Consider the following 24,206-nt stretch of genomic DNA (forward strand, 5'->3'; position numbering starts at 1 on the left):
CTAGCGTCACCGGCCGTGGGGAACGTGCCGCTGGTGGGGGTCGAGGAGGAGTTCCACGTGGTCGGCCTGGCCGACCGCCGGGCCGCGCCCGACGCGGAACGGTTGCTGGAGCACCTGGACGGGGCGGAGTTCTTCCCCGAGCTGCAACGGTCGCTGGTCGAGACCAACTCGCCCGCGACCCCGTCGCTGGACGAGCTGCGCGCCCACGTGCGACGCCTGCGCAACCGGCTGCGCGAGGCCGCCGAGCCGCTGGGGCTGGGTGTCGTCGCGGCCGGGACGGTGCCGCTGGTCGACCTGTCCGGCGACGACATCTCGGCCGGCGCCCGCTACGAGCGGATGCAGCACGAGTACCAGATGCTGGTGCGCGAGCAGCACATCTGCGGGGTGCAGGTGCACGTCGACGTCCCCGACCGCGACACCGCCGTGCAGGTCTCGCGCCGGGTCGCGCCCGCGCTGCCGACCCTGCTCGCGATCACCGCCAGCTCGCCGTACTGGCGCGGCCACGACACCGGCTACGCCAGCTACCGCAGCATGATCTGGCAGCGCTGGCCCACCGCGGGACCACCCGGTGACGTCACCACCGCCGCCGAGTACGACGCGATGATCGACGAGCTCATCGCGTCCGGGACGATCAGCGACGCCGGGATGCTCTACTTCGACGTCCGCCCCAGCGCGCACCTGCCGACCGTCGAGCTGCGACTGTGCGACGCCTGCCCCGACGTCGACGACGTCGTGCTGGTCGCGGGACTGTTCCGTGCCCTGGTCGCCCGCGCCCGCGCCGACACCGAGGCGGGCAGGCCGCTGCCCCGCGCCCGGTACGAACTGCTGCGCGCGGCCGGGTGGCGGGCCGCACGGTCCGGGCTGGAGGGCGACCTCGTCGACATCGGCCGGGCCCCCGGCGGTCCCCCGACGCTGAGCTCCCCGTCGATGCAGCTGCGCGGGCTGGTCGAGGAGCTGCGGCCGTGGCTGGAGGAGGTCGGCGACCACGACCAGGTCGCCGAGCTCGCCGAGGGCGTCCTGGCCCGCGGGTCGGGCGCGGCGGCGCAGCGGCGGGCCTTCGGGCGTCGCGGCTCGCTGGCCGACGTCGTCGACGACCTGCTGGCACGCACGCACGGCGAGCGGCCGCCGTCGGCCCCCGCGGAGACCGTGCCGTCCGCGCCGGAGCTGCTGCACGGCTACGTCCCGCCCCGCTACGACGAGGCCGTCGACGCGACCGGCGCCGTCCGGCCCGGCTACGGCTGGCTGTTCCGGTCCCTGGAGCGGCTCGGCCCGCGCGGCCTGGCCGCGGCGGAAGCCGCCCTGCGCACCGAGCAGCGCGCCCGCGGGGTGACCTTCCCGGTGCCCGGCGTCGAGCCCGGCGACGACGGCGAGCGGCTGTTCCCGCTGGACCTGGTGCCACGGATCATCGAGGCCCAGGACTGGGCGCACCTGGCGTCCGGGCTGGAGCAGCGGATCCGGGCGCTCGAGTGCTTCGTCCGCGACGTCTACGGCCGCCGCGAGATCGTGCGGGACCGGGTCGTCCCGGGGTCGGTGGTCGAGCAGGCCCCCGGTCGCACCCGCTCCGGCGCGCTGGTGCCCCCGGACGCCGTCCGGATCGCCGTCGGCGGCATCGACCTGGTCCGCGACGACGCCGACGGCTGGGTCGTGCTGGAGGACAACCTGCGGGTCCCGTCGGGCATCGGGTTCTCGATGATGAGCCGGCGGCTGATCCGCAGCGTGCTGCCCGACCTCGAGTCGCCGTCGGAGGTCCGCCACCTCGACGACGTGCCGGAACGGCTGCGCGCCGCGCTCGCGGCGGGCGACCCCGACGGGCCCGACGGGGAGGCCGCGCTGCTGACCGCGGGCGAGGTGGACCCGGCGTTCTTCGAGCACCAGCTGCTCGCCGAGGCGATGGACGTCCCGCTGGTGACCCCGGCGCGGCTGCAGGTCACCGACGGCGCGGTGTTCCTCGTCGGCGGCGGGCGGCGGCGCCGGATCACCACCCTCTACCGTCGGATGGACGAGAACGAGCTCGCCACCGCCCGCGGCGCCGACCACCGGCCGCTCGGTCGTGCGCTGTGGGCGGCGATGGCCCGTGGACGGGTCGCGCTGCGCAACGCGCCCGGCAACGGCGTCGCCGACGACAAGCTGGTCTACGCCTACGTGCCGGAGATGATCCGCTACTACCTCGGCGAGAAGCCCGTGCTGGCCTCGGTGCCGACGCTGCCCTGCGTCGACCCGGCGGCCCGTGAGCAGGTCCTGGACCGGCTCGACCAGCTGGTGCTCAAACCCGTCGACGGCTACGGCGGCGCCGGGATCGTGATCGGCCCGTACGCCGATCGGGCCGAGCTGGACCGGGTGGCCGAGGCGATCCGGGCCACCCCGGCCGGCTGGGTCGCCCAGGACCTCGTCGGGATCTCCACCCACCCCACGTTCACCGACGGTGCCCTGCAGCCCCAGTCCGTCGACCTGCGGGTCTTCGCGGTGCAGTCCCCCGGTGCCGGCGGAGTGCCCGAGGTCGACGTGCTGCCCGCGGCGCTGTCGCGGGTCGCCCCGCCCGGCGGGATGATCGTGAACTCCTCGCGCGGCGGCGGGGCGAAGGACACCTGGGTGCTGGCCTGAGGCCGGCTCAGCCGGCGAGCAGCAGGTCCGGCTCGCCCAGCACCCGGTCGGCGACGGCGCGGGCGGTACCGGTGACGGTGGCCGCGCGGCCGTGCGGGGACACGACCACCGCGACGTCCGGCCCGGTCGCGACACCGCGCCGCACCAGCTCCGCCCGCACCGCGGGGGCCAGCCAGGTGCCCAGCTCCGCGTAGCTGCCGCCGAGGACGACGGTGCCGACGTCGACGACGTGGAGCACCGACGTCAGCGCCGTCCCGAGCGCGGTGCCGGCCCGGGCCAGCGCCTCCGTCGCGGCCGGGTCCCCCGCGCGGGCGGCGGTCCGCAGCGCGGCGACGTCGGCGACGCCCGCGTCGCCGAGCAGGGCGGGCAGGCCCGCGTAGACCTCGACGCAGCCGGTGCCGCCGCAGCCGCAGCGCCGCCCGTCGCGCTCGATCACGACGTGCCCGATCTCCCCGGCGACGCCGCGGGCACCGGGCAGCACCCGCCCGTCGACGACGATCCCGCCGCCGATCCCGACGTCGGCGGAGACGTAGACGAAGTCGTCGGCCTGGCCCAGGTGCGCGAGCGCGCCGAGCGAGGCCTCGTTGCCGACGAGCAGCGGCACCCCGCCGAGCGCGTCGGTGTGCTCGGCGGGGCGGCAGCCGTCGAGCAGGGGCAGGTTCGGGGCCCGCAGCAGCACCGCCGCGCCGTCGGAGCCGTGCACCGGTCCGGGGACGGCGATCCCGGCCCCGGCCACCGGGCGTCCGGTGCGCGCGGCCAGGGTCGCCACGGTCCGAGCGGCCCGCCCGAACACCGCGTCCGGATCGAGGCCGCGGTGGTCCCGGCGCCGGCGCGACCGACGCACCACCTGCCCGTCCAGGCCGGTGACCAGCGCGTCGACGCCGTCGACCTCGACCGACACGGCCAGCACGACGGGCCCGGTGCCGGCGAACGCCAGCGGCGTCCCGGGCCGCCCGACCCCGCTCCGGTCCGGCTCCCCCTCCGCGAGCACCCCCGCGGCGACCAGCGGGTCCAGCAGCCCCGCGACGGTCCCGCGGGTCAGCCCGGTCGCCGCGGCGAGCGAGGCCCGCGACGACGGGGCCGTCCGCAGGACTCCCAGCAGCAGCCCGAGGTTGTGCCGGCGCACCGTCGGGGGACGCGCGGGCAGGGACTGGGCACGGGGAGCCGGTCGGTCGGGCACGGAGGTCATCGTGCTCCGGCGAGGTGCTCCACCACGAGCTGGTGCAGCCGGACGAAGCCGTACCCGCGACGGCCGAGCGCGTCCGGGTCGACGGTGTCCAGCGCCGGGTCGGCGAGCAGGTCGGCCGCGGTCTCCCCGGCCCCCAGCGTCGGCTCGGACAGCGCGGGCACCCCGGCCTCGGCGAGCGCGGCGACGACCTCGGGGTCGGCCCGGAACGCGGCCGCCCGCTCACGCAGCAGCAGGTAGGTCCGCATGTTCGCCTCGGCGGAGTCCCACACGCCACGGCGGTCCTCGGTGCGCGAGGGCTTGTAGTCGAAGTGGCGGGGGCCGTCGTAGCCCGCGGTCTCGAGCAGGTCGACCAGCGCGAAGGCGTTGAGCAGGTCACCGTGGCCGAACACCAGGTCCTGGTCGTACTTGATGCCGCGCTGGCCGTTCAGGTCGATGTGGAACAGCTTCCCGGCCCATAACGCCTGGGCGACGCCGTGGGCCATGTTGAGCCCGGCCATCTGCTCGTGCCCGACCTCGGGGTTGACCCCGACGAGCTCGGGGTGGGCGAGCCGCTCGACGAAGGCCAGGGCGTGCCCGACGGTGGGCAGCAGGATGTCGCCGCGGGGCTCGTTCGGCTTGGGCTCGATCGCGAACCGGATGTCGTGGCCCTGCTCCAGGACGTACCCGCAGAGCAGGTCCATGGCCTCTCGGTAGCGGTCCAGGGCGGCGCGGACGTCCTTCGCGGAGTCGTACTCCGAGCCCTCCCGTCCACCCCAGAGGACGAAGGTGCGGGCACCGAGCTCGGCGGCCAGCTCGACGTTGTGCAGCACCTTGCGCAGCGCGAGCCGCCGCACGGTGCGGTCGTTGGAGGTGAACCCGCCGTCCTTGAACACCGGGTGCGAGAACAGGTTGGTGGTGATCATCGGGACGGTCATGCCCGTCGCCTCGCACGCCTTCCGCAGGCGTGCGATCTGCCGGTCCCGGTGGGCCGGGTCCGGCGCGAAGCCGAACAGGTCGTCGTCGTGGAACGTGAGGCCCCACGCGCCGCGCGCGGCGAGCTCCTCGACGGCCTCGACCACGTCGAGCTCGGGGCGGGTGGGCGAGCCGAACGGGTCGGCTGCGGTCCAGCCGACGGTCCACAGTCCGAAGGAGAACTTGTCGGCGGGGGTCGGGGCGGGGACGGCCATCGTCTGCTCCTGGAGGTGGGGGTCCGGCTCCGGCGAGCATGCTCCCGGGGCCCGTCCCGGTCCAGAGTTTGTTCGTTTTACCTACGAACGAATCCCTCGTTCGCCGTAGTGGTCGTCATCACCCCGAAACGCTGTGGGTCTTGCACGAGCGGCCCGGCGCACGTGAGGTGGAACCCGGCGCGGACCCACCGGGTAGTTTCGACGTCCGGCCAGGCGGAACCGCAGGACACGAGGGCAGAACCGGGGGGTGTGATCGGTGGAGGCCGGGCAGACCGGGCAGATCACCCAGACCGTCCCCGACCGTGACGGCGCCGGGGCCGCACCCGGACACCACTCCCCCGCGGTGTCCCCGGACGGCACCCGCATCGCCTGGATCTCCGACCGCACCGGGCGCCCACGGGTGCACGTCGCGACGCTGCCGCCGGACGGGCCCATCGACCCGGACGAGGCACGGGTGCTGTCGGCGCCCGGCCCGTACGCCGACGTGACGGCGCTGTCCTGGTCCCCCGACGGCAGCCGGATCGCGGTGCAGGTCGCCCCGTGCGGCGGCGACCGCACCCGGGTGGCGCTGCTCGACCCCGACGGCGGTCCGGCCGTCGGGATCGCGACGCACGCCACCGCCGTCGTGCTGGGGGCCTGGGCCCCGACCGGACGGTCGCTCGGCGTCACCGTGCTGTCCGACGCGACACCGCGCGGCAGCGAGCCGGGCGACGGCACCGCCTGCCTGGTCGACGTGCGTGACGGCTCCTCCACCGTCCTCGGGTCCGGGCAGGCGGCCGTCGTCCAGGCGGTGTCGGCGGACGGCCGCCGGGTCGTGCTGCGCACCGGGCGTCGTGGGGAGCGCGCCCTGGAGCTGGTCGACCTGCACCGCGGCACCCGGGACCGGGTGATCGGCGGGCCCGGCGGTGCGCTGACCGCCGCCGCCCGCTTCGGCTCCGCCCCCGGCACGCTGTGGGTGCACACCGACGCCGACCGCGAGCACGCCGCGCTGCTCGCCGTCGCACTCGGCCCCACGGCCGAGCACCGCCTGTCCCCCGCGCGCCCGGTCGCCGTCCGGCCCGGCGCCGACCTGGAGGTCGTGGCACTGGACCCGGGCGGCCCGCGGGCCGCGCTGGTGTGGAACGTCGGCGGGCGCAGCCAGGTCGAGATCGCCGACCTGCGCGGCGGGAGACCGGAGCGACTGCCCGCGCCGTGCGACGTCGTCACCGGGGTGACCTTCGCCCGCGACGGCGTGTCGCTGCTGGTCGCGGGCCACTCCCCGGGGGTGCCGCCGTACGTGGTGCGGCTGCCGCTCGACGCCCGCCCGGCCACACCGCTGCTCGGCGGGACCCCGGTGACGCCCCGGCCCCCGCGCCCGGAGGCGGTCGGCTTCCCCGCCGAGGACGGGCTGCGGCTGGCCGGGTGGCTGCACCGGCCGTCGTCGCCGACGGGGGTGGGGTTCGTCTGGCTGCACGGCGGCCCCGAGTCCGAGGAGCGGCCCGGCTGGGCGCCCCTGCTGCACGCGCTGGTCGCCGCCGGGGTCACCGTGCTCACGCCGAACGTGCGCGGCTCCTCCGGGCGGGGGCGGGCCTTCGCCCGGCTCGACGACGGCCCGCTGCGGCCGGAGTCGATCGCCGACGTGCGGGCCGCGACCCGGCTCCTGGCCGGGGTGCCCGACGTCGACCCGCGCCGGATCGTCGTCGGCGGCCGGTCCTACGGCGGGTTCCTCACCCTCGCCGCGCTGACCCGGTTCCCGGAGCTGTTCGCGGCCGGCGTCGACGTGTGCGGCATGTCCGACATGGCCGCCTTCTTCGCCGACTCCGAGCCCTGGATCAGCGGTCCCGCGACGACCGAGTACGGGAACCCGGACCGGGACCGCGCGTTGCTGGAGGAGCTGTCCCCGCTGCGGACGGCGGACCGGATCGCCGTGCCGCTGCTGGTCGTGCACGGCGAGCACGACACGAACGTCCCGCTCTCGCAGGCGCTCGCGATCCACGCGGCGCTGGCCGGGCGCGGCGCCCCGGTGGAGTTGCTGCGCATCCCGGACGAGGGCCACGAGGTGCACGACCGGCACACCCGGGCCGCGGCGAACGCCCGGATCGTGGACTTCGTGACCGCGACGACGGCCCGTGGCTGAACGGGCGCCCCGGCCCGGCCGAGCGGGTCAGGCCGTGCTGAACGACTGCAGGATCTCCTGGCCCTCGCTGTTGGTGCCGACGACGAACCGGTAGTTCTCCCGGGTCGTCGTGCCGTCGTTGCGCATGAACACGACGGTCGCGGTGACCGTGTTCGGGCCGGCGTTGCGCAGGTTCTCGGCGTAGACGTTGCGCACGGTGCTGTAGAAGGACCGGAAGCCCTGGATGCCCTGGCTCTGGGCCTGTGCCTGCGGGCTGAGCATCGCGAACGCGCCGTCGATGTCGTCGGGCAGCATCCGGTAGTAGTTCTGCACGAACGAGACCGGGTCCTGCACCTGCCCGGTGCCGGTGGTCGGCGTGGGCGTCGGCGTCGCGGAGGTGGTCGGCGCGGGCGTGGTCGTCGGGGTCGCGCTCGGCGACGGCGACCCGCTCGTCGGCGGGGCGGCGATCACCGGCGGGGTGCCCTGCTGCTGGTTGGTCGAGTAGATGCCGAACGCGACACCGCCGCCGACGACGAGCAGCACGGCCAGCGCACCCAGCACGACCGGGGTGCGACGGCCCCGCCCGTCCCGGGAACGGGGGGCACCCTTCCGGCGGGCACCGCGCCCCCCGGGACCGGGGATGACCTGCGGCGCGGGGACGGCCGGGGCGTCGACGACCGTCCCGCCGCCCTGCGCGGCGAGCCCGTGCGGCGCGGCCACGGCGTCACCGGTGTCCATCACCGCGGACGCCGTCGACGGCGTCGCGAGACCGGCGACGGACTGGCCCGCGGCGATCCGGGCGAGCGCGTCGCGGGCCTGGGCGGCGCTGGGCCGCTCGGCGGGGTCGTTGGCGAGCAGGCGCATCAGCAGCGCGGTCAGCGGGCCCGCCTCCCGCGGCGGGGTGATCGCGCCGGTGGCGACCTTGTGGAGCAGGGCGTAGGCGTTGTCGTCGAGGCCGAACGGCGGCTCGCCCTCGACCGAGGCGTAGAGCATCGCGCCGAGCGCGAAGATGTCCGAGGCGGCCGTCGGCTCCTGGCCGCGGGCGACCTCGGGGGCGAGGAACGCCGGCGTGCCGGCGATGACGCCGGTGCGGGTGAGCTGCACGTCGTCGACGGCGCGGGACACACCGAAGTCGGTGATCTTGGCCCGGCCGTCCTCGGCGATCAGGACGTTGCCCGGCTTGATGTCACGGTGCACGACACCGGCGGTGTGCGCGGCGGCCAGCCCGTCGGCGACCTGACGGCCGATCGCGGCGGCCTCCCGCGGCGGGATCGGGCCCTTCTCGGCGAGGACCGCGGCCAGCGAGCGCGACGGCAGGTACTCCATGACCAGCCACGGACGGTCGTCGTGGACGACGACGTCGAACATACTGATCACGTGCGCGTGCTGCAGGCGGGCACCGATCCGGCCCTCACGCAGGATCCGCTGGCGGGACTCCTCCAGCTGCTCGTCGGACGGCAGCGCCGCCGCGAGCAGCTCCTTGACCGCCACCGTCCGGTTCAGCAGCTCGTCCGTCCCCCGCCACACGGCACCCATCGCACCGGCACCGATCCGCTCGTCGAGCCGGTAGCGGTTCCCGATCCGGGGCGTGTCGGGGGTGGGCGAACTCATGAGGTCCAAGGGTAGGGAATCGAGGCCGGGCCGCCGTCGGCAGGGCAGGTGCTGCGGACGACCGGGAGAGGGACCACGGACCCTACGCGTCCACCGGTCCCGCAGCCAGTAACCGTACGCCACACCACAGGACGCCCGATCACCTCGGAAGGCCCAGTTTGTTGGCACACGCCGGCCACGATCCGTAACCACCGCGGGCGTCGCGGACCTTGGTCGCGATCTCGATCTGCTGCTCCTTGGTCGCACCGTCGGCGGTGGGGGCGTACTTCGTGCCGCCGAAGTCGCTCCAGGTGCCCTTGTCGAACTGGAGACCACCGTGGTAGCCGTTCCCGGTCGAGATGGCCCAGTCGCCGGAGGACTCGCACTGCGCCAACCGGTCCCAGGTGCCGTCGGCCGCCTTCGCCGACGACGACGGCGTCGGTTCCTTCTTCTCCTCCCGCTCCGGGGCCGGGGCCCGGGGTGCCGGGGCTCGGGGTGCCGGGGTCCCGCTGTCGCCTCCACCGCCCTCGGCCCCGCTGTCCTCGGTCCCGCTGTCCTCGGTCCCGCTGTCCTCGGTCCCGCTGTCCTCGGTCCCGCTGTCCTTCGCTCCGCTGGCCTCATTCCCGCCGGAGCCGTCGCCGCCGGACTTCTCGCCGCCGGACTTGTCGTCGCCGCCGGTCTTGTCGCCGCCGGGCTTGTCTCCACTGGGCTTGTCTCCACCGGAGTCGTCGCGACCGGACCCGGAGCCGTCGGTTCCGGACCCGCCCTCGGACGAGCCATCGTCGTCGCGGGAGCGGCCGGAGTCTCCGGAGCCGCCGAAGTCGCGGTCCTCCGGCTCGGAGCCCGAGGCCGGGCCGTCACCGGCGCTACCGCCGGATCGCTGGCCGGAACCGCCGGGGTCCGCCACACCGCCGTCCGAACCGGAGCCGCCCGGGCCAGATCCGTTCGAGCCGGAGCCGCGCGAGGCAGAGTCGTCCGAGCCGGAGCGGCCCGAGCGGGAACCACTCGGATCAGGCCCGTCGGAGCCGCCGCCGTCCGGGCCGTCGCCGGAGCCGCTGTCGGAGCCGCTGTCCGAGCCGCCCCCGGAGCCGGCGCGGTCCGGATCCGCACCGGACCCCGCCTCCGCCACCGCGGCGCGCACCCGCTCCCCCACCGCCCGCGCGATGGCGTCGGCGTCGGGGGCGCCGTACCCGGCGGCGACGTCGTCGACCACCAGCACCCAGTCGGCGCTCCCGCCCGTGCCCTGCGGCACCGGGAACCGGGCGATCCCCGAGCTCGACAGCTGGGCCAGCTCCAGGGTCGTCCCGGTCGCGGGCTGCACCCACCACGGGCGCGCGGTGTCGCCGGAGAGCAGGTCGAGGTCGAGGACGACGTCGCTGCCCGCCGGGGTGTGGCCGAGCACGTAGGAGCCGTCCTCGGCCCCGGCGATGTCGACCCGGCTGTCCACCGCCGCCGCCCGCACGGTGAACGCGCCGTCGGAATACGGGCTCAGCGACGTGCGGGGCACCGCGTCGGCGAGTGCCCCACGCTCCAGCACCGCACCGACGGCGATCTGCCCGCCCGCGAGCGTCCCGGCGACCAGCGCCACCGCCCCGAGCACCGACGTCGTCCGCCGCGAGAACCAGGTGTCCACGGCCGAGCACTGTGCGCCCCCGCGGGGCCCGCCACGGCCGAACGGGCCATCCCGTTCGCGATCGCGAGCAGCCGTCGTCGGAGATCACCGGCGGTGAGCGGATCGGTGCCGGATCCGGCACCGGTCCCCTCGGCCGCGGCGATCACCCGCCGGAGCCGGTCAGTAGTCGAAGGACGGGTCCTCGGTGCGGGTGCGCTTGAGCTCGAAGAAGTGCGGGTTCTCGGCCAGCAGCCGGGCGCCGTCGAACAGGCGGCCGGCGTCCTCCCCCTTCGGGACCCGGGAGATGACCGGCCCGAAGAACGCCACGCCGTCGACGTGGATCGTCGGGGTGCCGACGTCGAGACCCACCGGGTCCATGCCCTCGTGGTGGCTGGCGCGCAGCTTCTCGTCCCACTCGGTGGAGTGCGCGGCCTCGGCCAGCGACTCCGGCAGGCCGACCTCCTTGAGCGCGCCGGCGACGACGTCGTCGAAGTCCTTGTTCTGCTGGTTGTGGATCCGCTCACCGAGGGCGGTGTAGAGCGGCGCGAGCACCTCGGTGCCGTGCTGCTCGGCGGCGGCGATGCACACCCGCACCGGGCCCCACGCCTTCTTCATCATCTCCACGTACTGCTCGGGCAGGTCACGGCCCTCGTTCAGCACGGCCAGGCTCATCACGTGCCAGGTGACGTCGACGTCACGGACCTTCTCCACCTCCAGCACCCAGCGGGAGGTCAGCCACGCCCAGGGACACAGCGGGTCGAACCAGATGTCGATGCGGGCCTTGCCGTCAGCAGCAGCAGTCGTCATGTACGGCACAACGCACGCCACGCGCCCCCGATTCCTCGGACCGCGCCGCGCCCACCGTGATTGGATGCCGGACGACACCACTCCCCGGAGAGGACCTACGTGACCCCGCCCAACCTCACCCGTACCCAGGCCGAGGAGCGCGCCGCGCTGCTCGACGTGTCGACCTACGACGTCACGATCGACCTGACCGACGGCGCCGGAGCCCCCTCCGAGCGGACGTTCGCGGTGACCACGACGGTGCGCTTCACCGCCACCGAGCCCGGCGGGAGCACCTGGATCGAGTGGGTCGGCGACGGCATCACCTCGGCCACCCTGAACGGCGCCGACCTCGACGTCTCGGGCTGGACCGAGGAGGACGACCTCGCGCTGCCCGATCTGGCCGCCGACAACGAGCTGACGATCGTCGCGACCGGCCTCTACACCAACACCGGCGAGGGCCTGCACCGCTTCGTCGACCCGGTCGACCAGGCCGTCTACCTGTACTCGCAGTTCGAGACGGCCGACTGCAAGCGGCTGTTCCCCTGCTTCGACCAGCCCGACCTCAAGGCCCGCTACACCCTCACCGTGACCGCGCCGGAGGACTGGAAGGTCATCTCCAACGCGCCGGCGACCGTCGAGGGCGGGGTCCACCGCTTCGAACGGACCGAGATCCTCTCCACCTACCTGGTGGCGCTGATCGCGGGTCCGTACGCGAGCTGGCACGACACCTACCGCGACGAGCACGCCGAGATCCCGCTGGGCATCTACTGCCGTGCCTCGCTGGCCCCGCACATGGACCACGAGCGGATCTTCACCGAGACCCGCCAGGGCTTCGACTTCTACCACCGCAACTTCCGCGTGACCTACCCGTTCGGCAAGTACGACCAGCTGTTCGTCCCCGAGTTCAACGCGGGCGCGATGGAGAACGCCGGTGCGATCACGTTCCTGGAGGACTACGTCTTCCGGTCGCGGGTGACCCGCACGCTCTACGAGCGCCGCGCCGAGACGATCCTGCACGAGATGGCGCACATGTGGTTCGGCGACCTCGTGACCATGCGCTGGTGGGACGACCTGTGGCTCAACGAGTCCTTCGCGACCTGGGCGAGCGTGCTGTGCCAGGCCGAGGCGACCGAGTACACCGGCGCCTGGACGACGTTCGCGAACCTCGAGAAGTCGTGGGCCTACCGGCAGGACCAGCTGCCTTCGACGCACCCGATCGCCGCGGACATCCCGGACCTGCAGGCCGTCGAGGTGAACTTCGACGGCATCACCTACGCCAAGGGCGCGTCGGTCCTCAAGCAGCTCGTCGCCTACGTCGGGCTGGAACCGTTCCTCGCCGGGCTGCGCGACTACTTCGCCGCCCACGCCTGGGGCAACGCCACCTTCGACGACCTGCTGGGCTCGCTGGAGAAGGCGTCGGGTCGGGACCTGTCGGACTGGGGCGCGCAGTGGCTGCGCACCACTGGCCTGAACCTGCTGCGCCCGTCGTTCCAGATCGACGACGCCGGCAGGTTCACCTCCTTCGACGTCGTGCAGGGCGGGGCCCGGCCGGGCGCCGGCGAGCTGCGCACGCACCGGATCGCCGTCGGCGTCTACGACGACGACCCGGAGACCGGCAAGCTCGTCCGCACCCACCGCGTCGAGCTCGACGTCTCCGGCGAGCGCACGCCCGTCCCGGACCTGGTCGGGGTGCCCCGCGGCAAGCTCGTCCTGGTCAACGACGACGACCTCACCTACTGCGCGCTGCGCCTGGACCCGGGCTCGCTCGCGACCCTGGTGGACCGCATCGGCGACATCGCCGACTCGCTGCCGCGCACGCTGTGCTGGTCCTCCGCGTGGGAGATGACCCGCGAGGCCGAGCTGAAGGCCCGCGACTTCGTCACCCTGGTCGCCGGCGGGTTCGACACCGAGTCCGAGATCGGCGTCGTGCAGCGGCTCCTGCTGCAGGCCCAGACCGCGACGGCGTCGTACTGCACCCCGGAGTGGGCGCACGGCCGCGGCTGGCCGCTGCTGACCGACGCGCTGCGGTTCCGCCTGGACACCGCCCCGCCCGGGTCCGACGTCCAGCTGGCGGTGGTCAACGCGCTGACCGCGTCGGTGCTGCCGGAGAACACCCTGGACCGGATGAAGGGCTGGCTGCTCGACATCGACGTGCCGAAGGGCCTGACCGTCGACGCCGACCTGCGCTGGCGGCTGCTGCACGCACTCGTCGCGCACGGGAAGGCCGGCGAGACCGAGATCGCCGAGGAGGCCGAGCGCGACGCCACCTCCACCGGGGCGCGGCAGGCCGAGCGGGCCCGCGCGCTGATCCCGACCGCGGAGGCCAAGGAGCGGGCGTGGCAGCGCGCCGTGCACGACGACTCCCTCCCGAACGCGATCAACGAGTCGGCGATCTCCGGGTTCTCCCACCCCGCGCTGTCCACGGTGAACCCCGGCCTGCTCGACGGCTACGTGCGGCGCTACTTCGACGAGATCGACGGCGTGTGGGCCCGCCGGACCTCGGAGCTCGCGCAGAACGTCGTCGTCGGGCTGTTCCCGTCCTGGGCGGTCGCGGAGCCGACCGTCGCGGCGGCGGACGCCTGGCTCGCCGACGAGTCGAAGCCGGCGGCGCTGCGCCGGCTCGTGTCCGAGGGGCGCGCCGGGATCGTGCGCGCGCTGGCCGCCCGCGAGTTCGACGGTCAGGCCACTCCGGACCCGGAGCGGACCACCGCGGTCCAGCAGCCCTGACCCACACGAACGGCGCCCCGGAAGCACGTGCTTCCGGGGCGCCGTTCGTGTGTCGGGGTGTGGTCAGCGGCGGCGCAGCCACCGCCTCAGGGGGTTGGCCGGCGCCGGTTCGTCGGCGGAGCGGAAGCCCGCGCAGACACGCGGCCCGCAGCTGCCGCAGTCGGTGCCCGGGCGGTAGTGCTCGTGCACCTCCTCCGGGTGGCCACAGGTGCACAGTCCCACCTGCGGTACGGCGGGCGCCGGCGGACCTGCCGGGGTCCGGGGCTCGGACGGGGTGCGCGGCCGGGGCAGCGCCGGGACGGGCTGCAGGCCCGTCGGCGGTGTCAGGACCGCGGCCGTGGGGGCGGCGGGGGTCCCGCGGTCGGTGCCGTCGTTCTCGTGCGCCATGTGACCTCCTTCGTGCCGGCGAACGGCAGCGCGGACGACCATTGCGTCATCGCACCGTGCCGCTGCGTCACCAGTATGAGATCGCGTGGGGCGCGTGGGAATGGCTCGGAGCGACGAATAGACCTTCCGTGGACGGATCGGCAGCTCACGGACACGGCATCACCCGATCAGCGGGCCACCGGAAGTGTGAGTACGGCGAGACAGCCGCGGGGTGCGTGCACCGTACGGAGCACCAGGTTGCCGCCGTGCTCCTGAGCCAGCTGGGCGCTGATGTGCAGCCCGAGCCCGGAGCCGCCGGCGGCCTCGTCGTGCCGCCCGCGGACGATCTCGAGCTGCTCCTGCCCGCCGGGCAGGCCGGGGCCGTGGTCGCGGACCTCGACGGCCACCAGCCCCGGCTCGTCGGCGAGCCGGGCCCGCACCACCACCGGGGTCCGGGGCGCGTGCCGGTCGCAGTTGGCCAGCAGGTTCGTCACGACCTGGCGGGTCAGCGACTCGGGCGCCGCGACCGGGGGCAGGTCGTCCTGGGTGTCGAGGGTGATGGAGCGGCCGTCGCGCAGGTCCACCAGGGTGCGCAGGGCCGCCCCGACGTCGTGCTCGCCGCCGGTGTCCGCCCCCGGCGGGGAGGCGACCGGGGCGTACGCCGGGCCGAAGTCGAGCAGGGCGGCGTCGCTCCGGCCGGTCGTCGGGTCGGCCGCGGCGTCGTCGACGGCGACCGGGGTCTGCAGCATCTGGCGCAGCCGGTTCAGCTCGGCGAGCACCGCCTCCCGCATCCGGTCGACCTGGGGGTCCTCGCCGCCGGGGCGGGTGGTCAGCAGCTGCGCCGCTCCGGCCAGACCTGCCAGCCCGTTGCGCAGCTCGTGGTCGCGCTCGGCGGTCTGGCCGGTGGCCCGTTCGAGCAGCGCCGAGGCCTCGCCGAGGGTGTCCTGGAGCTGGTCGTAGTCGTCCTGCATCCGGGTCACCGTGCGCAGCGCCATGGTCAGCAGCGCGGCGAGCACGACGCCCATCCCGAGCACCCGCAGCGACGGGTAGACCAGGCCGGCCATCGGCTCCTGGCCGGGCACGATCGCCCGGTACAGCTGCGACACCGCGATGATCAGCAGGCCGAGCCCCATGCGGGCCCGGACCCGGCTCGGGCGCCGGTAGCCGTCGAGCAGGAACAGCACCGCGACCAGGGCCCAGCCGCTCTGCACCACGACCGAGTACAGCGGCGAGGTCGCCAGCATCCGGGTGAACGGACTCTCCGTCTGCAACGCGACGACCCCGCCGACGACGAGACCGACCGCGGCCAGCGCCCAGCCACCCCAGGCCCCGAGGACCGGCGGCGGCCGGAGCCCGGCGACCAGGATGCACAGGCTGATCACGAACATGGTCAGCACGGCCAGCCGCGGGGTGCCCGCCGGGTACTGGGGCAGGACCAGCGCGGACAGCGGAAGGAGCACCACGCCGTAGAGCAGGAGGGCGGCCCCGAACCACGACGGACGGGGGTCACCGGACAGCCGGCCCGTCACCAGCGCGACGATCGCCGCCGCTGACCCGACCGCGGCAGCGACGAGGGTGAGCACCGCCGTCGCGTCGGAGAGGTCGACCCGGCCGTCGACGACCGCGGGGCGGCTCACGGCCACCACGACGACGGTCATCACCGCGACGACCAGCACGTCGGTCAGGTGACCTGCCAGGAACCGGGCCCGCCGCTGCGGCCCCAGGACCTCGCCGACGACACCGGACGCCACGTCGTCTCCGCTCTGCAGATGTCGCCGGACTGGTTGAGAACGCGATGATAGGACTCGTCATTCTCGGTGGCCCCCGGCGGCGGCGCCGAGGGCCGAACGGGTCAGATTCCGGCGGCCTTGCGGTACAACGCGACGACCTCCAGCTGGGAGCCGACCTCCAGCTTGGTCAGCACCGCGCGGATCTGTGTCCGGACCGTCGCCAGCGAGACGACGAAGTGGTCGGCCACCGACTGCGCCCGCTTGCCCCCCGCCAGCAGGGCGAGGACCTCGCGCTCGCGCTGGGTGAGCCTGCCCAGCTTCTCGTGCAGGTCGCGGCGCTCGTGCTCCCGGTCGCGGTGCAGCCGGATGAACTGCTCGCGGCGGCCCGGCGGCATGATCGAGCGCCCGGCGTGGGCCTCGCGGATGGCGCTGAGCAGCGCCGGGAACGGCGCGTTCTTCGGCACGAACACGAACCCGCCCGCGTCCAGGGCGGCGCCGACCCGGCCGGCGTCGGAGCTGCCCGACAGCACCACCACCCGCCAGCCCGCCTCGCACAGGGGGCCGACGAGCCGGACCCCGTCGATGCGGTTGCCCTCCGGATCACGCCCCAGGTCGAGGTCGAGCACGATCAGCCCGGGCGTGACCCGCCGGGTGTGCTCGAGCACGGCCGCCGCGGAGCGGACCGGGAGGAACGTCGCGTCCTCACCCTCGGCGCGCAGGTTGAGGGCGAGGGCGGACCCCACCAGCTCGTGGTCGTCGACGATCAGGATCGGGCTGCCGGTGGGCCCGGTCACCGCTCGGTCCTCCCACTACGCGACATGCTGACACCTTAGAGCCGTGACACCGATCGTGGTGGCCCACGGGTGCCCTCCGGTTCAGGGGCGGCTTCCGGCCTGGTCCGCCAGCATCCTCAGCCCGGACAGGATCCCACCGAACAGATCGCCCTCCTTGAAGGAGGCGACCATGCTCATGAGAGCGAGCTTGGCGCCGCGGTCGGGGAGGCGGACCTTCGCCTCGGCACCGGTGACGATCTCCAGCAGGCGCTGCTCAGGGCTCACGGCGACGAGCACCGCGTCGTCGTGGTGGTCGATGCGCCCGTGCAGGTCGACCGCGGTCGCCCGCGCGTCCGAGCCCAGATCGCCCAGGTACAGCGCGAACCGCAGACCGGTCTCGCGGCTGGCCAGGTAGAGGGCCTCGTCCAGGCGGGTCAGCTGCACCGGGGTGAACGGGTGCGCGGCAGCGGACGGCTCGACGAAGTTCTCGGCCACCGAGAGGCGGCCGGAGTTCGTGACGACCGCCCCTTCGGGCGGATCCTCCTCGTTGCCGGTGAAGACGGCGAGGTCACCACTTGCCACCGGTACCTCCTCGGGTGTCGCCGCCCTCGGACGGGGCGGTGTCGCCGTGTCCGGCGTGCGCGGCGTGGTGCCCCGCGCCGGACGGCTCGGCGATCCAGAACAGCGGCTCGTACGGCCAGGGGTCACCCGCGTGGTAGCGGGGGCGGTTGCTCCGGTTCCGCATCGCGATCCAGCCCCAGATCGCGAAGTAGAGGACAGCCGGCGCGACCACGAAGACCAGCAGGGTTTCGACGACGGTCACGGGGCCAGAACCTAGCCGATGGCCGTGCCCGGCACCTGCTCAGGTGTCCGATCCGACAGCCGCCCGGACCGCACCGCGCGGACCAGTGCGTCATGATCGGCTTCGGTCTGGTCGGCGTAGGCCCTGGCGAAGGTCGTCAGCGCCCCGGCCACCTTGCCGCCCTTGCCCAGGTAGCCGGCGATCATCGACGCTCCCGAGGTGCGGGCGTGCCCCTTGGCGAGCAGCTTGCCGCAGACGTCGGCGTAGTCGGCCAGGGCGGTGGCGTCGAGGGTGTCGGGGACGATCGCGCCCTTCATGTCGCGGAACTGGCGGACGTAGTACTGGCGGCCGTTGATCGTCGTCCAGCCCAGGAGCGGGTCGGAGACGGTCTGCAGGGCCTGCTGGTACTCCACGACCCGCTGCCCCTGGTGGGCGTGCCACGCCTCGCCGCCGTGCACCCACGGCGCGACGACGGACCGGCGCGCCTGCTTGAGCTGCAGGAACAGCACGTCGTCGGGGCTGGAGCCCTCGCAGAGCACGAGGTAGGCGCGCAGCCCGACCGAGCCGACCCCGACGACCTTGTGGGCGACGTCGACGGCGTGGTAGCCGCCGAGGATCCGGCTCCAGTGCGGCGGCAGCGTCGTGAGGTAGCCGTCGAGGGCGGCCAGGATACGCGCGGTGTGCTCGTCGTCGGGGTGGGTGATCAGCGGCGGCTCGGTGACGATCCGCCGCGCCCCGCCCTCCTCGGTCACGAACCGGGGCAGCGCGCGGTCGCTGGTCCGCCGGCGCGCCCGCTCGGCGGCCTTGTCGATGGCCCGGCGCGAGGTCTCGTGGTCGGCGTCCGAGCGCAGCGTGTCGACGTCCATGACGTCGAACGAGCGGGCGAGCAGCGGCTCGTCGGCGAGGTGGCGCAGGTGCTCGGCGTAGGAGGTCACGCAGCGGGTGACGGCCTCGCCGCACTGCTCCTCGGTCGCGCCGGAGACCCGGCCGGCGACCCAGGTGGAGGACACCAGCCGGCGCAGGTCCCACTCCCAGGCACCGGGGTGGGCCTCGTCGAAGTCGTTGAGGTCGAAGACGAGGTCGCGCTCGGGCGAGGCGTAGAAGCCGAAGTTGCCCAGATGGGCGTCGCCGCAGATGACGGGGTGCACGCCGGTCTCGGGCAGCACCGCGAAGTCCGCGGCGTGCAGGGCGGCGGCGCCGCGCAGGAACGCGTGCGGCGAGGCGGTCATCCGCTGGATCCGCAGCGGGACGAGCTCGTGCACGCGCCCCGCGTTCTGCGCCTCGACGACGTCCACCGGGTCGGCCCGACGCACGTCCGCCGACCACGTGGCGAGCCCGGACCGGGGCGCGACCTTCCGCAGGCCCTTCCCGATGCGGTAGCGCTCCGCGCGTGGCGTCGAGGCCCGCTGCAGCGAGTCGAAGGCCGCGCGGTCCGATCCGGCGAGGACGGGGTGGGAGGTCACGCCTGCGTTCTACCGCAGCCGGACGTCCGCAGCCCCTCCACGGTCAACTGCAGCAGCCTCCGTGCGGCAGCCGGGTCCTCTCCCGCGGCCGTGGACACGGCCGCGGTGAGGGCGACGACGTCCTCGGGGCGGGCGTCGGGATGCAGACCACCCGCGGCCGCCGCAGCGGCGACCAGCGGGTGGGCGGCGGCACACACCCGGTCGCTGTGGCACACGGGGGCCTCCGGGGACGGCTCGGCGAGCAGGACCTCGACCATGCCCCGGGCGGACGCCACGTACTGGACGAACTCGTCGAGCCAGACCCACAGCGCGGTGGCGGGCTCGGCGCGGCAGAGCGCCTCGGCCCGGGCGCAGAGCGTGTCGACGCCGTCGGCGAACACCGCCTCGAGCAGCACCCTGCGGGAGGCGAAGTGCCGGTGCATGGTCGCCGACCCGACACCCGCCCGGCGGGCGATCTCCTCCATCGACGCCTGGGCACCGTCCCGCGCGACGACCTCCATCGCGGCTCTGAGCAGGCGTTCCCGGTTGCGGAGGCGGTCGGCCCGTGGGGTGGCCGTGGCGTCGCGCGGCATGGGGTCTCCCGGACTGCTCGACAAAACGGGGTGGTCCTCCATATCGTAGCGGACAGAAAACGGGGGACCACTCCGTTTCAACGGGAGGAGCACGTCATGAACGCACCGGTTCTGGTCACGGGGGCGACCGGCAAGCAGGGCGGGGCGGCGGCCCGGGCACTGCTGGCCACGGGCACGCCGGTCCGGGCGCTGGTCCGTGACCCCGGCACCGCCGCGGCGCGGGCACTGGCCGACGCCGGCGCCGCGCTGGTCACCGGCGACCTCGACGACCCCCCATCGGTGACGGCGGCCGCCCGCGGCTCCCGCGGGGTGTTCTCGGTGCAGATGCCCGACCTGGAGGACCTGCTCGGCGGCCGGGAGCTGCGCCACGCGGAGTCGATCGCGGCCGCCGTGCGGGAGGCCGGCGTCGCGCAGGTGGTGCACACCTCGGTGTCCGGGGTCGCCGAGCTGGGACACCCCGGCGCCGTCGACGCCGCGGTCTGGGGTGAGCACATGGCCCACTACTGGCGGTCCAAGGCCGCCGCGGAGGAGGCGCTCGCCGGGGCCGGGGCCCGGTGGGTCACCCGGCTGCGGCCCAGCGGGTTCATGGAGAACTTCGTGCCGTGGTCGATGTACCTGGCCGGCGGCGACGCGCCGCGGCTGCTGCTGGCGCTGGATCCGGACCTGGTGCACCCGTTCGTCGCGGTGGCCGACATCGGGGCCGCGGCGGCCGCCGCGTTCGCCGACCCGGACCGGTTCGACGGCGTCGCGCTTGACCTGGTCGGCGAGCGCCTGAGCTACCGGCAGGCCGCCGCGGCGCTCACCGAGGCCTGGGACGTGCCGTTCACCCTGACCGAGAGCCCGGAGCAGGCCCGCGCGGAGGGGCTGGTCGAGGCGTTCGTGCAGTCCCACGCCTTCCTCGACGCCCACCCCCGCGCGGCGGGTCCGGAGCGGGCCCGGGAGTTCGGGCTCGACCCGGTCGGCTTCGCGGCGTGGGCACGGAGGGTGGGCAGGCCTCAGACGTTGCGCCTGCCCAGCGCGCGGTAGGTCCAGCCCGCGGACTCCCAGGTCTCCCGGTCCAGGGCGTTGCGGCCGTCGAGCACCCGGCGGGTCTTCACGACCTTGCCGAACGAGCCCGGGTCGAGCTCGCGGTACTGCTTCCACTCGGTCAGCAGCAGGACGACGTCGGCGCCTTCGGCCGCCTCCTCGGGGGTGTCGACGCAGTCCAGCTGCGACCAGTGCCGCCGCACGTTGGGCAGCGCCTGCGGGTCGGTCACCCGGACGTTGGCGCCCTGCAGCTGCAGCTGCGCGGCCACGTTCAGCGCCGGGGAGTCGCGGATGTCGTCGGAGTCGGGCTTGAACGCCGCGCCGAGCACGGCGATCCGCTTGCCGAGCAGCGAGTCGTCGCACACCTGGCGGGCGAGCTCCACCATCCGGATCCGGCGCCGCATGTTGATGTTGTCGACCTCGCGCAGGAAGGTCAGCGCCTGGTCGGCGCCCAGCTCCCCGGCACGGGCCATGAACGCCCGGATGTCCTTGGGCAGGCAGCCGCCACCGAAGCCGAGCCCGGCGTTGAGGAACTTGCGGCCGATCCGGTCGTCGTGGCCGATCGCGTCGGCGAGCTGCTTCACGTCGGCGCCGGTGGCCTCGCACAGCTCGGCCATCGCGTTGATGAAGGAGATCTTGGTGGCGAGGAAGGAGTTCGCGGCGGTCTTGACCATCTCCGCGGTGGCGTAGTCGGTGACGACCTTCGGCGTGGCGTCGGCGACGATCCGCGCGTAGACGGTGTCCAGGACCTTCTCCGCGTCCACGTCGGCGTCCACACCGGACAGCGACGGGACGCCGTAGACGAGCCGGTCCGGGTGCAGGGTGTCCTGCACCGCGAACCCCTCGCGCAGGAACTCCGGGTTCCACGCCAGCGCGGCGCCCGGCACCCGGGCGGCGACCTGCTCGGCGAGCCGGGCCGCCGTGCCCACCGGCACCGTGGACTTCCCGACGACCAGCTCGCCGGGGCCCAGCACCCCGATCAGCGACGCCGTCGCCGCCTCCACGTACGTCAGGTCCGCGGCGTACTCGCCGCGCCGCTGCGGGGTGCCGACGCACACGAAGTGCACCGCCGCGCCCCGGGCGTCGGCCATGTCCGAGGAGAACGACAGCCGCCCCGAGTCCAACGACCGGCGCAGCAGCTCCTCGAAGCCCGGCTCGAAGAACGGGACCCGGCCCGCGGCCAGTGACTCGGCCTTCGCGACGTCGGCCTCGATGCCGACGACCTCGTGGCCCAGCTCCGCCATCGACGCCGCGTGCACGGCACCCAGGTAGCCGCACCCGATCACGGAGAGCTTCAGCCCGGTGGTGGTATCCGACATGGGCGGAGGCTATCTCCCCGTCCGGGGGACGGGTCGCGCACGTCGGGCAGTGGGCGTGAGGGTGACGCTGCGGTGGCGCGACGGTGCCGTCGGCCGGGCGATAGCGTCACCGGGTGTGAGGACGCTGCTGCTAGCCGAGGAACTGCTGCTGCTCGGGCTGGACCGGGCGACCGGCCGGATCAGCGACCGGTTCGACGCCCGGGTGCTGCCGGTGGCGCTGGTGCGCGACCTCGTCGACGCCGGTGCGCTGCACCTCGACGCCGGTCCCGCGGGTGCCGGGGAGCCTGCCAACACCGTGACGCCCTCGGGCGGGGAGCCCGAGCACCCGGCCCTGGCCGCGGCGCTCGCCGCGGTGACCCACGACGGCACCGACTCGGGCTCGCGGACGGTCACCGCGGCCGCGGTGCACCTGGCGCGGACCCCGGCAGGGAGCGCAGGCGGCGCCGTCGGGCAGCTGGTGGCCGACGGGGTCCTCGGCGCACAGGAGTACCGGCGGTTCGGTCTGTTCCGCCGGGTGCACCTGACCGAGCAGGACCCGGAGCCCGCCCGTGCGCTGCGGACCCGGCTCGCGGCGGCGCTGGTGACCGACACCCCGCCCGGCGATCGCGACGGGCTGCTGCTCGTGCTGCTGTCGCACAGCGACCTCGCCGTGGACGTGCTGCCGCCGGAGATCGACGCCGGGACGCGGGAGCAGGCGGCGCGGCGGGCGGCGCTGCTGGCCGAGGGCGCCGCGCGGGACCCGTTCGTCCGGGCCTACTTCGCGGTGCGGTCCGGCTGGGCCGGCAACTGAGCCGCTACCCGCGCAGCTGCGCCAGGCGGGCGCGGCAGTCCTCCCAGGTGGGCAGGGCGCCCGCGGCGAGTGCCTCCTCCAGGGTGGGCGCGGCGCGGTCCTTCTCCGACAGCACCGGCTCGACCCCCTCGAGCCAGGGCAGTGCCAGCGCCGGGTCCAGTGGGCTGATCCCGTGCTCCGCCGCCGGCGCGTACGACGTCGAGCACAGGTACCCGACGACGGTGGTGTCGGCGAGCGCCTGGAAGGCGTGCCCGAGCCCCTCGGACAGGTAGAGCGTCCGCGGGGAGGCGGCGTCGAGCTCGACGGCCTCGAACCGCCCGAACGTCGGCGACCCGACGCGCAGGTCCACCACGACGTCGCGGACGGCACCGGCGGCCACGTAGAGGTACTTGGCCTGGCCGGGCGGCACGTCGGCGTAGTGCACGCCGCGGACGACCCCGCGCGTCGACACCGACTGGTTGGTCTGGGCGACGGTCAGGTCGAACCCGAGCGCGTCGCGGAACGCCGGGCCCTGGAAGGGCGCGGTGAACGAGCCGCGGTGGTCGGCGAACGTGGTCGCCTCGAACAGCCAGGCCCCGTCGATCGACAGCGGTGTGGCCTTCATGCCCACCAGCTCCGGTGGTCGCGGTACCAGGCCACCGTCGCGGCCAGGCCCTCGTCGAAGGGCACCCGGGGGGCGTAGCCGAGCTCGTCGCGGATCTTCGACCAGTCCACCGCGTACCGGCGGTCGTGTCCCTTGCGGTCGGCCACCCGTTCGATGCGGTCCTCCCCCACACCGACGGCCGCGAGCAGCGCGCGGGTCAGGTCCAGGTTGGTCAGCTCGGTCCCGCCGCCGATGTTGTAGACCTCTCCGGCGCGGCCCGCCGTGGCGGCCAGGGCGATGCCGCGACAGTGGTCGGAGACGTGCAGCCAGTCGCGGATGTTGAGGCCGTCGCCGTAGAGCGGCACGGTGCCGCCGTCGAGCAGCCGTGTGGTGAACAGCGGGATCACCTTCTCCGGGAACTGGTACGGCCCGTAGTTGTTCGAGCAGCGGGTGATCACCACGTCGAGGCCGTGCGTGCGGTGGTAGCTGCGTGCCAGCAGGTCGCTGCCCGCCTTCGCGGCGCTGTAGGGCGAGTTCGGCTCCAGCGGGTGGGTCTCGGGCCAGGAGCCCGACTCGATGGAGCCGTACACCTCGTCGGTGGAGACGTGCAGGAACCGGCCGACGCCCGCGTCCAGCGCCGCCTGCAGCAGCACCTGGGTGCCGAGGACGTTGGTCGTCACAAAGTCCGCCGCGCCGGTGATGGAGCGGTCGACGTGGGTCTCGGCGGCGAAGTGCACGAGCAGGTCGGCGCCGCCGTCGAGCACCTCCGCGACGCGGCGCGGGTCACGGATGTCGCCCCGCTCGACCGTGAGCCGCGGGTCGTCGGCGACGGGGGCGAGGTTCTCGATCCGGCCGGCGTAGGTGAACGCGTCGAGCACCCGGACCTCGGCCCCGGCCAGCTCGGGATGCTCCCCGCCCAGCACCTCCCGGACGAAACAGGACCCGATGAACCCGGCCCCCCCGGTCACCACGATGCGCACGTGCCCTCCCCGCTCACTGTCCGCCCCCACCAGCGT

The 24,206-nt window shown here is 74.6% G+C and carries 20 protein-coding genes; 5 read left to right on the plus strand and 15 right to left on the minus strand.

Annotation, left to right across the window (positions count from 1 at the left end; all coding sequences use genetic code 11):
* Positions 1-15: 15 nt before the first annotated feature.
* On the plus strand, positions 16-2,601 hold the full coding sequence (locus Ae331Ps2_RS03380; protein WP_075310774.1) for a carboxylate--amine ligase/circularly permuted type 2 ATP-grasp protein: 2,586 nt from the start codon (positions 16-18) through the stop codon (positions 2,599-2,601).
* A gap of 7 nt (positions 2,602-2,608) precedes the next feature.
* On the opposite strand, the gene Ae331Ps2_RS03385 is transcribed toward Ae331Ps2_RS03380, so the two are convergent.
* Together Ae331Ps2_RS03385 and xylA are read right to left on the minus strand one after the other, a co-directional pair.
* Entirely contained in the window at positions 2,609-3,781 is a 1,173-nt protein-coding gene (locus tag Ae331Ps2_RS03385) for an ROK family protein (protein WP_158071524.1), read from the minus strand.
* Between the two features lie 5 nt (positions 3,782-3,786).
* Positions 3,787-4,956: a xylose isomerase gene (xylA, locus tag Ae331Ps2_RS03390; RefSeq protein ID WP_075310770.1), complete on the minus strand. Its 1,170-nt coding sequence runs from the start codon at positions 4,954-4,956 to the stop codon at positions 3,787-3,789.
* Between the two features lie 256 nt (positions 4,957-5,212).
* Between xylA and Ae331Ps2_RS03395 the strand changes: the two genes are divergently transcribed.
* Positions 5,213-7,072 (plus strand): prolyl oligopeptidase family serine peptidase, encoded by a 1,860-nt coding sequence (locus Ae331Ps2_RS03395; RefSeq protein ID WP_075310768.1) that lies wholly within the window; start codon positions 5,213-5,215, stop codon positions 7,070-7,072.
* A 27-nt stretch (positions 7,073-7,099) separates the two neighbouring features.
* On the opposite strand, the gene Ae331Ps2_RS03400 is transcribed toward Ae331Ps2_RS03395, so the two are convergent.
* From Ae331Ps2_RS03400 to Ae331Ps2_RS03410, 3 genes are all read right to left on the minus strand, one after another.
* On the minus strand, positions 7,100-8,662 hold the full coding sequence (locus tag Ae331Ps2_RS03400) for a serine/threonine-protein kinase (protein ID WP_075310766.1): 1,563 nt from the start codon (positions 8,660-8,662) through the stop codon (positions 7,100-7,102).
* Positions 8,663-8,801: 139 nt separating this feature from the next.
* Positions 8,802-10,274 (minus strand): transglycosylase family protein, encoded by a 1,473-nt coding sequence (locus tag Ae331Ps2_RS03405; RefSeq protein ID WP_075310764.1) that lies wholly within the window; start codon positions 10,272-10,274, stop codon positions 8,802-8,804.
* 159 nt (positions 10,275-10,433) lie between these two features.
* A complete protein-coding gene (locus tag Ae331Ps2_RS03410; RefSeq protein WP_043281316.1) occupies positions 10,434-11,060 on the minus strand; it encodes a DsbA family protein in 627 nt (208 codons plus the stop codon).
* Between the two features lie 99 nt (positions 11,061-11,159).
* Here Ae331Ps2_RS03410 and pepN point away from each other — a divergent pair, with 99 nt between their 5' ends.
* Complete coding sequence (gene pepN / locus Ae331Ps2_RS03415; protein ID WP_075310762.1) at positions 11,160-13,766, plus strand: aminopeptidase N; 2,607 nt, start codon at positions 11,160-11,162, stop codon at positions 13,764-13,766.
* 63 nt (positions 13,767-13,829) lie between these two features.
* Here pepN and Ae331Ps2_RS03420 read toward each other — a convergent pair whose 3' ends face one another.
* The 7 genes from Ae331Ps2_RS03420 to Ae331Ps2_RS03450 form a co-directional block, all read right to left on the minus strand.
* On the minus strand, positions 13,830-14,153 hold the full coding sequence (locus tag Ae331Ps2_RS03420) for a hypothetical protein (RefSeq protein WP_075310761.1): 324 nt from the start codon (positions 14,151-14,153) through the stop codon (positions 13,830-13,832).
* 167 nt (positions 14,154-14,320) lie between these two features.
* Complete coding sequence (locus Ae331Ps2_RS03425) at positions 14,321-15,883, minus strand: sensor histidine kinase KdpD (protein WP_075310760.1); 1,563 nt, start codon at positions 15,881-15,883, stop codon at positions 14,321-14,323.
* Between the two features lie 101 nt (positions 15,884-15,984).
* Complete coding sequence (locus Ae331Ps2_RS03430) at positions 15,985-16,656, minus strand: response regulator transcription factor (protein WP_075310759.1); 672 nt, start codon at positions 16,654-16,656, stop codon at positions 15,985-15,987.
* 81 nt (positions 16,657-16,737) lie between these two features.
* A complete protein-coding gene (locus tag Ae331Ps2_RS03435; protein ID WP_075310757.1) occupies positions 16,738-17,217 on the minus strand; it encodes a DUF5130 family protein in 480 nt (159 codons plus the stop codon).
* The gene (locus tag Ae331Ps2_RS03440; protein WP_020626927.1) at positions 17,204-17,458 is read right to left on the minus strand and encodes a hypothetical protein; all 255 of its coding nucleotides are present in this window, start codon (positions 17,456-17,458) and stop codon (positions 17,204-17,206) included. Before Ae331Ps2_RS03440 ends, Ae331Ps2_RS03435 begins: the two co-directional genes overlap by 14 nt.
* A gap of 11 nt (positions 17,459-17,469) precedes the next feature.
* Positions 17,470-18,900 carry a DUF2252 domain-containing protein gene (locus Ae331Ps2_RS03445; RefSeq protein ID WP_020626926.1) on the minus strand — a complete coding sequence of 477 codons (1,431 nt, stop codon included), beginning with the start codon at positions 18,898-18,900 and terminating at the stop codon, positions 17,470-17,472.
* On the minus strand, positions 18,897-19,472 hold the full coding sequence (locus Ae331Ps2_RS03450; RefSeq protein WP_075310755.1) for a TetR/AcrR family transcriptional regulator: 576 nt from the start codon (positions 19,470-19,472) through the stop codon (positions 18,897-18,899). The genes Ae331Ps2_RS03445 and Ae331Ps2_RS03450 overlap by 4 nt, the downstream gene beginning before the upstream one ends.
* 96 nt (positions 19,473-19,568) lie before the next feature.
* Between Ae331Ps2_RS03450 and Ae331Ps2_RS03455 the strand changes: the two genes are divergently transcribed.
* On the plus strand, positions 19,569-20,498 hold the full coding sequence (locus tag Ae331Ps2_RS03455) for an NmrA family NAD(P)-binding protein (protein ID WP_075310753.1): 930 nt from the start codon (positions 19,569-19,571) through the stop codon (positions 20,496-20,498).
* Here the strand turns inward: Ae331Ps2_RS03455 and Ae331Ps2_RS03460 are convergent.
* A complete protein-coding gene (locus Ae331Ps2_RS03460; protein ID WP_212611752.1) occupies positions 20,468-21,817 on the minus strand; it encodes a UDP-glucose/GDP-mannose dehydrogenase family protein in 1,350 nt (449 codons plus the stop codon). The genes Ae331Ps2_RS03455 and Ae331Ps2_RS03460 overlap by 31 nt on opposite strands.
* Positions 21,818-21,932: 115 nt before the next feature.
* Here Ae331Ps2_RS03460 and Ae331Ps2_RS03465 point away from each other — a divergent pair, with 115 nt between their 5' ends.
* Positions 21,933-22,607: a GPP34 family phosphoprotein gene (locus tag Ae331Ps2_RS03465; RefSeq protein WP_075310751.1), complete on the plus strand. Its 675-nt coding sequence runs from the start codon at positions 21,933-21,935 to the stop codon at positions 22,605-22,607.
* A gap of 4 nt (positions 22,608-22,611) precedes the next feature.
* Here the strand turns inward: Ae331Ps2_RS03465 and Ae331Ps2_RS03470 are convergent, their stop codons facing one another.
* Both Ae331Ps2_RS03470 and rfbB read right to left on the minus strand, forming a co-directional pair.
* Positions 22,612-23,211, minus strand: coding sequence for a dTDP-4-dehydrorhamnose 3,5-epimerase family protein (locus tag Ae331Ps2_RS03470; RefSeq protein ID WP_075312916.1), 600 nt, complete (start codon positions 23,209-23,211; stop codon positions 22,612-22,614).
* A complete protein-coding gene (gene rfbB, locus Ae331Ps2_RS03475; protein ID WP_075310749.1) occupies positions 23,208-24,170 on the minus strand; it encodes a dTDP-glucose 4,6-dehydratase in 963 nt (320 codons plus the stop codon). The genes Ae331Ps2_RS03470 and rfbB overlap by 4 nt, the downstream gene beginning before the upstream one ends.
* Between the last annotated feature and the right edge of the window lie 36 nt (positions 24,171-24,206).

Source organism: Pseudonocardia sp. Ae331_Ps2 (genome assembly GCF_001932405.1).
GTDB lineage: Bacteria > Actinomycetota > Actinomycetes > Mycobacteriales > Pseudonocardiaceae > Pseudonocardia.